10 protein-coding genes and 1 tRNA gene are annotated in these 9,383 nt (G+C 62.6%); 2 read left to right on the forward strand and 9 right to left on the reverse strand.

Features of this window, described 5'->3' with window-relative positions; genetic code table 11:
• On the reverse strand, positions 1–128 hold a 128-nt coding region (locus tag V9L17_RS21010; RefSeq protein WP_337352772.1), incomplete at its 3' end, for an SDR family NAD(P)-dependent oxidoreductase.
• Positions 125–1,054: an NAD(P)-dependent oxidoreductase gene (locus tag V9L17_RS21015; RefSeq protein ID WP_337352766.1), complete on the reverse strand. Its 930-nt coding sequence runs from the start codon at positions 1,052–1,054 to the stop codon at positions 125–127. The genes V9L17_RS21010 and V9L17_RS21015, both read right to left, overlap by 4 nt.
• Positions 1,055–1,124: 70 nt before the next feature.
• On the opposite strand from V9L17_RS21015, the gene V9L17_RS21020 reads away from it, so the two are divergent.
• A complete protein-coding gene (locus tag V9L17_RS21020; RefSeq protein ID WP_337352767.1) occupies positions 1,125–2,189 on the forward strand; it encodes a D-2-hydroxyacid dehydrogenase in 1,065 nt (354 codons plus the stop codon).
• 245 nt (positions 2,190–2,434) lie between these two features.
• Here V9L17_RS21020 and V9L17_RS21025 read toward each other — a convergent pair whose 3' ends face one another.
• The 3 genes from V9L17_RS21025 to V9L17_RS21035 form a co-directional block, all read right to left on the reverse strand.
• A complete protein-coding gene (locus V9L17_RS21025) occupies positions 2,435–3,784 on the reverse strand; it encodes an MFS transporter (protein ID WP_337352768.1) in 1,350 nt (449 codons plus the stop codon).
• 166 nt (positions 3,785–3,950) lie between these two features.
• Positions 3,951–4,748, reverse strand: a complete 798-nt coding sequence (locus V9L17_RS21030; protein ID WP_337352769.1) for an IclR family transcriptional regulator — start codon at positions 4,746–4,748, stop codon at positions 3,951–3,953.
• Positions 4,749–5,000: 252 nt separating this feature from the next.
• Positions 5,001–5,291 (reverse strand): hypothetical protein, encoded by a 291-nt coding sequence (locus V9L17_RS21035; protein WP_337349225.1) that lies wholly within the window; start codon positions 5,289–5,291, stop codon positions 5,001–5,003.
• A 184-nt stretch (positions 5,292–5,475) separates the two neighbouring features.
• Between V9L17_RS21035 and V9L17_RS21040 the strand changes: the two genes are divergently transcribed.
• Positions 5,476–6,759 (forward strand): hypothetical protein, encoded by a 1,284-nt coding sequence (locus tag V9L17_RS21040; RefSeq protein WP_337352770.1) that lies wholly within the window; start codon positions 5,476–5,478, stop codon positions 6,757–6,759.
• An 80-nt stretch (positions 6,760–6,839) separates the two neighbouring features.
• Here V9L17_RS21040 and V9L17_RS21045 read toward each other — a convergent pair.
• The 4 genes from V9L17_RS21045 to V9L17_RS21060 all read right to left on the reverse strand — a co-directional run bounded on the left by V9L17_RS21045 (position 6,840) and on the right by V9L17_RS21060 (position 8,883).
• Positions 6,840–6,915 (reverse strand) — tRNA-Val (locus tag V9L17_RS21045).
• Between the two features lie 106 nt (positions 6,916–7,021).
• Entirely contained in the window at positions 7,022–7,942 is a 921-nt protein-coding gene (locus V9L17_RS21050; protein ID WP_337352771.1) for an NAD-dependent protein deacetylase, read from the reverse strand.
• Between the two features lie 6 nt (positions 7,943–7,948).
• Positions 7,949–8,467, reverse strand: coding sequence for a peroxiredoxin (locus tag V9L17_RS21055; RefSeq protein ID WP_443198057.1), 519 nt, complete (start codon positions 8,465–8,467; stop codon positions 7,949–7,951).
• The gene (locus V9L17_RS21060; protein WP_337349229.1) at positions 8,464–8,883 is read right to left on the reverse strand and encodes a DUF3052 domain-containing protein; all 420 of its coding nucleotides are present in this window, start codon (positions 8,881–8,883) and stop codon (positions 8,464–8,466) included. Before V9L17_RS21060 ends, V9L17_RS21055 begins: the two co-directional genes overlap by 4 nt.
• Between the last annotated feature and the right edge of the window lie 500 nt (positions 8,884–9,383).

The following is a 9,383-nucleotide window of genomic DNA, read 5'->3' on the forward strand; positions in this document are numbered from 1 at the left end:
GCATTGATCCCGTTCAGCACCACGGTGGCACCGGCGTCGGCCAACGCCCGCGCCAGCGCATTACCAATCCCCCGGCTGGAACCCGTCACCAAAGCAACCCGCCCCGACAGGTCAAAAAGTCCACTCATGCTGAAACTGTCCCTTTCATTGCGCTGTCCGCTGCTGCGTCGCTGAGTTGTGAAATGGCCTGCCGTACTACCGCAAGGTCCTGGTCGCCGAGGCCCTGGCGCTTGAGTTCGGCGTAAAGTTCGACGCCGGCAGTCGCCATGGGCACAGCAGCACCGGCGGCCCGGGCTGACTCGAGCACAAAGGAGAGGTCCTTGTGCATGAACTTGGCCGGGCCGCTGGGCGTGTAGTCCTTGCGGACAAGCCGCGGGCCGACAATGTCCAGGACCCTGCTGGCCGCGAGACCGCCGGACAGCACCTCGAAGAGCGATTCAACGTCCATGCCCGAGCGTTCGGCCAGTTCCGCGGCTTCGGCGAGCGCCGCCGTCGTTGTTCCCACAATCAACTGGTTGCACGCTTTGGCGAGCGATCCTGCCCCCAACGCTCCCATGTGCCGCACTGTGGTTCCCATGGCACCGAAGAACGGCTCCAGCCTGCGGAAGTCAGCATCCGCGCCGCCGGCCATGATGGCAAGCGTGCCGTCCGCGGCCCCGGCTGTTCCGCCACTGACAGGGGCATCCAGCACGGCCGCATTCCCCTGGCTGGCCCGCTGCACCTCTAGGCCGAAGTTCTGCACACCGGAGGGCGAGACGCTGCTCATGACCACAACGTTGGTGCCGGCCCGTGGTGGCGAAGCGCGCCAGCTCTTCAGTAGTCCGGCAGCGGCCTCTTCGATGAAGGACAGGTCCGGCAGCATAAAGACGATCACCGGCAGGTCGCGCATGTCGGCGACGTCGTGCGCCGGCCGTCCACCTAACTGCTCCAGCGCCGCAACGGCGCCGGCCGACCGGTTCCATAGCGTCAGGTCCCACCCGCTTCGCAGGAGATTGGCTGCCATGGGCTTGCCCATGAGCCCCAGGCCCACAAAGCCCGCGCTTCTGTCTTCCACGTCCGCTACTTCCTCACATCTTCGTGGTTAATGAAAAGAAATCTGTCCAATATCCTATCCTCCATTCAGTATGATGAACACTATGACGTCTGAAACCATCGTCGCCATCGCCGTCCCGCTCGAAGCTGAGCTCGTGGACCGCCTCCGCGCCGTAGACCCCTCCGTTACCGTCCTCTACGATCCCGACCTGCTGCCGCCGGAGCGCTTTCCGGCGGACCACTCCGGTGATCCCGCTTTCAGCCGCACGGCTGAGCAGGAGGAGCGATACTGGTCCATGCTCAACCAGGCGCAGGTGCTGTACGGGCTCCCCAATGAGAGTCCGGCGGGCCTCGCGAGGATCGCCCGCGAGAATCCGCACCTCCAGTGGGTCCACTGCATGGCGGCCGGGGCCGGCGGAGCGGTGAAGGCCTCCGGGCTGGACCAGGAGACCCTGCGGAAGTTCAAGGTGACCACGTCCGCTGGCGTGCACGCCCTGCCGCTGGCGGAATTTGCTGCGATGGGAATCCTCAACGGTTTCAAGCGCAGCGCCGAACTCGCGCAGGACCAGGCCGCCAAAGTATGGCCTGAGCTGCGCACCCCCACCCGGCTGGTCAGCGGATCAACCCTGGTGATTGCCGGATTGGGAGAGATCGGACTGGAAACAGCCCGGATCGCCCGGGCACTGGGCATGAAGGTCAGCGGCACCAAGCGCACAGTGGAGCCGATCGAGGGAATCGAACAGGTTTCGGACAATGACGGACTTGCGGGATTGCTGGCCACTGCGGACGCCGTGGTTAATACCCTCCCGGGGACCCCTTATACAGAAGGGCTCTTCAGCCGTGAGGTCTTTTCGGCCATGAAGCCCGGGACGGTCTTCGTGAACGTCGGCCGTGGCACGGTGGTGGACGAGGAAGCCCTGCTGGAAGCACTGGACAACGGCCAGGTGTCGTACGCCTGCCTGGACGTCTTCGCCGTCGAACCGCTGCCCCAGGAGAGCCCGCTCTGGCACCACCCCAGGGTTATGGTCTCGCCCCACACATCGGCACTCAGCGCCGCGGAAAACCGCCTGATCGCGGAGCGTTTCGCCAGCAACCTGCGCACGTTCCTCGACGGCGGCGACCTGCCCCACCTTGTGGACACCGTCCACTTCTACTGATCCGCCACTGCCGGTCCGCACTGCTGGTCCGCCGTGCTGGTCCACCCAAGAGGCCGGCACGTCAGAGCCCCTGCCCCGGATCCTGGAAACAGGAATCCCGGCAGGGGCTCTTTGTGTCTGCGGAACCGGCGGCACCGCAGGACGAGCGCGGCTGATGACCCGGGCAGCAAACTCCTTTCACGCTCCTAACGCCGAAAGGTGGCCTCCCCGTTGCCGGGGAGGCCACCTTCCATGGAACACGTGAGCTAGCTGGCATCCTCAACGAGGACCAGGTCACGGCCGTTGGTTTCCGGTGTAAAGAACGTTGTCCCGAAGGAGATCAGCGCCAGGACCAGGGAGTAGATCGCGGGGACCAGCCAGGAGTGGCCCGTGGCAGCAAGGAGGGCCACGCCGATCATGGGTGCGAAGCCGCCGGCGAGGACAGCGGAGAGTTCGCGGCTCAGTGCCACACCGGTGAAGCGGTGCTGGGATCCGAAGAGTTCCGGCAGGAGGGCGCACTGGGGCCCGAGCATGGACTGGACACCCAGGGAGATGCCCACCACCATGACCACCCAGACCAGCGTGACATTGCCAAGGGTGACCAGGTAGAAGGCAGGCAGGGCGATGATGGCCTGGAACAGGGCGCCGTAGCGGTAGACAGGGACGCGACCGAAGCGGTCGGACAGAGCGCCGAACGTGACCACCATAACCGCGGCGAACCCGGCGGCGATGAGGAGGCCCGTGGGGCCGATGAACTTGTCGCCAGCGAAGATTCCGGCGGGCATGCTGATGAAGGAGACCAGGAGTGCGGAGTAGATGGAAGAGTTTCCGTTTTCGCCCATACGCAGGCCAATGCCGATCAGGACGTTCTTCTTGGAGTGCTTCCAGATCTGGCCCACCGGGTTCTTGACCACGGCCTTGTGCTTTTCGAGTTCCTGGAAGACCGGAGTCTCCTTCAGCCGCAGCCGGATGAACACAGCGATGACGATCAGGATGACGCTGGCCAGGAACGGAACCCGCCACAGCCACCCCTGCAGGACAGCCTTGTCGGCCAGGGCCATCAGGGCGAACGTACCGGCACCCAGGAGGGTACCGAGCTGGATGCCAACGAAAGGGAGGGAGGCGAAGAAACCGCGACGGCGGCGCGGTGCCACTTCCGAGATCAGGGTGGTGGCTCCGGCCTGTTCGGCACCGGCGCCCAACCCTTGGAGGATCCGGAGGGCCACCAGGAGCACTGCTCCCACCATCCCGGCCTGCTCGAACGTGGGCAGCAGGCCGATGGCGAAGCTGGCCATGCCCATCAGCCCGATGGTGAGGATCAGGACCATTTTGCGGCCGAAACGGTCCCCGATGTAGCCGAAGATAACGCCGCCGAACGGCCGGGCAGCGAACCCAACGCCGTAGGTCGCGAAGGAGGCGATGACCGCGCCGCTCTCGCCCAGCGGGGAGAAGAACAGAGGGCCGAAAATCAGGGCCGAGGCCAGGCCGTAGATGTAAAAGTCGTAGTACTCCAGGGCGGAACCCACGGAACTGGCAAGAGTTGCCCTTCGCAGCTGCTCCGGATCGACGACGGCGCCGTCCGCTTCAGCTAGCGGTGATTTAGTACGAGTTGTCACTGGAACTCCCTCAAAAACACGCCAGGCCCCCGTTGGCCTGGTGGGTAAGCGACAGCACCTGTTGTGCAGATCACTATATTGAACAGAGTACAGCAAGTTGAACAAGCGGCAAGAGTCTGCAGTGAAATTGTTCGATTGCTTTGGTCAGGGCCCCTGAATTGGCGTCTCAGCCCATGGGGTTGCCGAGGGATTGGGCGAGTTCCCGAAGCTCTTTGACCATCTGGTCACCCTGTTCCGCGGAGTACGTGGCCTTCAGGGCCGTGACGGAGAGCCCCAGGCTGGGGCCGTGGGCACCGTGGGTCGGCACTGCCACAGCAAGGCAGACCACTCCGGTGGTTGATTCCTCATCTTCGAAGGCATAGCCCTGATCACGGATCGTCTCCAGCTGCGCCTTTAGCTGCGCTCCCGTACGCAGGGACTTTGGCGTCATGACCGGAAGCTCGAGATCGTCCGGGAACATGGCTTCAATGTCGTGATCGTGAAGCCGGGCGATCAGCACCTTGCCCACGGCACACAGGGAAACCGGCATTTTGTCGCCGATGTTGGAGGTGAGCCTTACCGCTGGATGGCCCTCGTAACGGGCGAGATAGATGACATTGGTCCCGTCCAGCATGGCAATGCGGACCGTCTCGCCGGAAAGTGTGGGCGCCTGCTCGCAATAGCGGTAGAACTCCTGCACTTCGTCCAGCCTGCTGAGATAGGCGGCACCAAGTTCCACCAACTTCCGGCCAAGTGTGAACTCCGCACCCTGGCGGCCGATAAGCCGTGCCTCTTCGAGGGCAAGGAGCAGGTTGGAAGTCGATGACTTAGGGATGCCCAGCTCACGGGCAAGATCGCTCAGGGTCAACTTTCCTGCAGGGGACGCTGCCAGAGCCTCCAAGACAGCCGCCGCTCGGGTGACCGCCGGCGCCGGCGAAGCGCTTCCGAGGCCCTCGGAGGATCGGGGTGTGCGGGAATCAGCCATGATTCTCCTTCGGTTGGCGCGCCAATGCGTTGTCATCGTCCAGCTGTTCATTCCACTGAACACCAACCATCATAATGGCTGGGAGCCCACGCTGGAGGGGCCTTTATGACACGCCTTCGAAAAACTTTGCGTAGTACCTGCGTGACATTTTTTGTTTCCGGGAGTTCACGGTATATTCATCTCAGACCCTCCACCGCGGCATCCCCCAATAGTCGCGGTGGAGGGTTTTCCAATGCCCGGTCGGCTTTTCCATCAGGCCGCGTCCGCAACGGACTCCCGGAGCCTCCAACTGCCGCCAAGCCCATCCCGGACCAGCGTCATGGTAGTCAATGCCGAGTGGGGGTTGTTCCCCAACCGCACCTGGACCTGCAGCACCTCCACATCCACGCGGCTGATTCCGCGTGGCATTCGTCGCTGGCCTTCCCACCAGCTGACACGTTCGAACCATCGGACAGGTGCTGCGCTGACGGCCCACTGCCTGCCCCCGCAGATCACCGTTGCGGGGTTTCCGCTTGCAGTTGTCTTGAGCACCACATGTTCCATACCCGCACGCTATAGCGGAGGTCCGACAATTAACGGACAGTCTTCCGCGATGTTGGCCGCACACCGCCACTTCGGGTTCCAGACATGGTTCTGGGCTATATTGAAGCCTGGGCAGACCGGCTGGAGCCGGCCCCGGACAGGCGGGCTTTGACTCCGTTGCAAGCACAAACCAGGAGACAAAGCATTGCGGGTATTCGCCAGCCGGGCAGCCATGGCCGTCGTGGCACTGACAATCACAACATTCGTGGCCTTCCTGCGGCTGCCCGCTGCTGCGTCGGCAACAGTCTGGGCTGAAGATGGCCCCATCTTCATCGGCCAAGCCTTCTCCGGAGGCGGTCCGGCTGCCCTCTTTGCCCCATACGAGGGATACCTGCATGTTCTCCCAAGAACCATTGCGGAACTGGTGGTCCATTTTGTGGCACTGAAGGACTTCGCGGTTGCGTTGGCGTTCGCATCGTCCCTCGTCGTGGGGCTGGTTGCTTTCCTGACCTACTACTGCGCCGGGGCCCTCACGGATAAGGTCTGGTTGCGGGCTGCCTGGGCGGCCATACCGGTCATGGTCAGCGTCGCTCCTTACGAGATCCTAGGCAACACCGCCAACTTGCATTGGTATCTGCTATGGCTCATGCCGTGGCTGCTGTTCAAGCCAGCGGAGAACAAAGCATCGGGCTTCCTGCTCTTTGCGGTGGCAGGCCTCTCGGCAATCACCGAGGTGATTTCGGTCGTCTTCCTGCCGCTGGTTCTTTTCCGAGTCAGGAATAAAGCCTATTGGCCCGCCCGGGCAGGGCTCCTCGCAGGCGCCGCCTGCCAAATCTTCACCGTGTTCGCCTTCCCTCGCAGTGAGCAAAAGGGCGAGTTCATTGACTTGGGATCTGTGCTTATCGGATGGTTCGTCAACATTACCGGCGTGGTCGTTTACGGCGCCTCCCGGAACATGGGCCTGAACATCCTCAATTTCGGCTGGGCCCCGGTGGTGGTGGCCAGCGTTCCCATAGTCGCGCTTGCGGCCTATCTGCTGACCACGGCTTCCCAGCAGAACCGCCTGGTGGCGCTGGTTTTCCTGGCCGCATCGCTGGGCATCTGGACGGCATGCCTTGTCGCCAACCCGGGTGGCGAATTCCACTACTCGCAACTGACAGACACTGAATGGGCGCAGTTCACACTGTCCCGTTACTCGGCGGTCCCCTCGATGTTTATCCTGGCGCTGGTCCCCCTGCTCGCCGAATCCCTGGTAAGAAAGTCGGTGCCAGCGGCCGCAGCGGTCGGAGCAGTGTTGGCTGTCTTGCTCGCTGTTTCGTACTTCCCCACCCAGGTAGCGCGTGAAGCGGGCCCGTCCTGGTCCGACGGGGTACAGGCGGCGAAGGAGGCCTGCGAAGGCGCAGCCGACAGTGAAACACGGCCCGTCCACGTCGCTCCGGAGGGCTGGGCAGTCGAAGGCGTCCCCATCATGTGCGCAAGGCTTAGGTGATAGCCCCGGAGTGAGATTCCCGGACACAACAAAACCCCGTTGTTCGCGGCCGAGGAGGCCGGAGCAACGGGGTTTTTGTTTGGTGGGTCCTACCGGGATCGAACCGATGACATCCACGGTGTAAACGTGGCGCTCTACCAGCTGAGCTAAAGACCCAAAGGGATGATTTCCGCGCCGCAGCGCTTCAACCAACGAACATAGACTTTACCTGACTCGCCACGTCAAAAGCCAATCGGCCCCCCCATAAGGGGGCGCAATGCCCTCACAGTGACGGCAATTCCACAGCCAGCCAGGCCAGGGATTCACTGACCCCTGCATGCAGTTTGATGGTGGCGCGGTCGTCCCCGCGGGTGGCTCCCCGATTGATGATGACGACGGGTTTTCCGTCGTTTGCTGCGTGCCTGACGAATCTCAATCCGCTCATCACCGTCAGGGAAGATCCCGCCACCAATAACGCATCCGCTTCGTCCACGATCGAGTACGACCGTGCTACACGGTCTTTTGGAACGTTTTCGCCAAAATACACAAAGTCAGGCTTGAGGGTGCCGCCGCACGCAGGGCAGACTGCCACAACAAAGCTTCCAATCAGCGTCTGGTCCTCAACGGTCGAGTCGGCGTCCGGGGCCATCTCCACCAGACCGGAGGCGCTGGCTTTTTCCAAGAAACCTGGGTTGAGTTCCTCCAGCATTCCGGCGAGCAGGCGCCGCGAAAAGATGCGGCGGCACTCCAGGCAGACGACTTGGTCGAAACGGCCGTGAAGGTCCACCACGTTGAAGCTGCCAGCTTCCTCATGCAGGCGGTCAACGTTCTGGGTGATGAGGCCGGTGAGAAGGCCGCGGCGCTCAAGCTCTGCTGCCGCCCGGTGGCCTGCGTTGGGATCGGCATGCCGGAGGTGCGACCACCCGATGTGGTTACGGGCCCAGTAGCGTTGGCGGTTAGCCGGGTCCCCCACAAATTCCTGGTACGTCATGGGTGACCGCGGCGCTGAATCCGGACCGCGGTAGTCAGGAATCCCCGAATCAGTGCTCAGCCCAGCACCGGTGAGGAGCGCAATGCGCTTGCCGGCAAGCAGGGCGCGGACCCTGCGGAGGACTTCGAGATCAGCGTCAGCCAGAACGGCAGGGCGCGCAGTGGGCAGGCTAGCGAAACCGGTGAGCCCTACGCTGTGCCTGCGCTGATCCATCCGGGCTCAGGCCTGGTCCAGACCTGCCAGGGCATCACGGTATGCAGAAAGGTCGCGGGCCTGGCCGCGGGGGTTCACCACCACGTAGCGGACGATGCCGGCCCGATCAATGATGAAGGTCCCGCGCCGCGCCATCCCACTCTCGGCGTCAAAAACGCCGTAATCGCTGGCCACAGAACCGTGGGGCCAGAAATCCGCAAGCAAGTCGAAGCTGTAGCCTTCCTGCTCCGCATAGGCCCGCAGGCTAAATTTGCTGTCCACGGAGACGGCCAGGACAGCGGCTTTGGCGTCTTCGAAAACAGCGAGGTTGTCGCGGATTTCGCAGAGTTCACCGGTGCAGATGCCGGAAAATGCGAAAGGATAAAAGACCAAGACAACGTTCTGGCCGCGGAAGGATGAGAGCCGGACAGGCTCACCAAACTGATTGGTGAGCTCGAAGTCCGGGGCGGCCTCACCGACGGCGGGTACCGTAGTTTCCACGCTCGCCCGGAAGGTCAGGCCGTCAACGGCAAGTCCTGGGCTCACTTATTCTTCCTGCTCACCAACCGGGTTGCACTCCAGTCCTTGGATACACCGGCGGAGGTGGTCAGGTGCAGCCCGGCGGTGGGTGCGGCTTCCTGGATTTCGGCAGGAGAGACGTAACCCGGCCGCCCGGACTTGGGAGTCAACACCCAGACAACGCCGTTCTCGCTCAGGGTGGTCAGCGAATCCATGAGTGTATCGACCAGGTCACCGTCGCCGTCCCGCCACCAGAAGATGACAGCGTCAACGACATCGTGGTCGTCCTCGTCCAGGAGCTCGGACCCGGTCAGGTCCTCTATATCGTCACGTAAGTCGAAATCGACGTCGTCGTCGTAACCGAACTCCTGAATCAGATCCCCGTTTTTGAAACCCAATTTTTCCGCCACATTTACCGAAGTGGCGGCGTCGGCCTCGCTCACGTGTTCCTCCAATGCCTTATACATGCAGTGCGCATAGTGATTTCCATTACTCCAAGCCAACACCCTTTGTGCCTGCGCTTCAAGCTGCCCGTACCGCGATCCGCCATATTCTGCGTCACATCCGGCACGGCCAACCCGCATCGCAGCGGCTTTTCGTCACACAACCAGTATGACCGCGAAATACAAGACCGGTGCCGAAGGCGCGGCTACGCATCGTGTTGAAGTCAGAGCTAGAGTGATCGGTGACAACTATGCCTGCGGGGCGACCGCCCTGGAACTCTATGCAGACATAGGCGTGGTAGGACCCTGCCCGGCGCACATGACCGGGCTGTTGTAACCGATACGTCGCACACGTCGCCCTCACGCCGGACAGCCACCCTGCCCGGCCTGGGAGCGCCGATGAATGCGCGCAAAGAGAGGTTGGACGTGGCTGCAGGAGAAGATACCTCCCATATCCTCAGCGGGTTGACTAACCAGCTGCCTGATCGTGATCCGGAAGA

Origin of the sequence: Pseudarthrobacter sp. CCNWLW207 (assembly GCF_037203945.1) — a bacterium.
GTDB lineage: Bacteria > Actinomycetota > Actinomycetes > Actinomycetales > Micrococcaceae > Arthrobacter.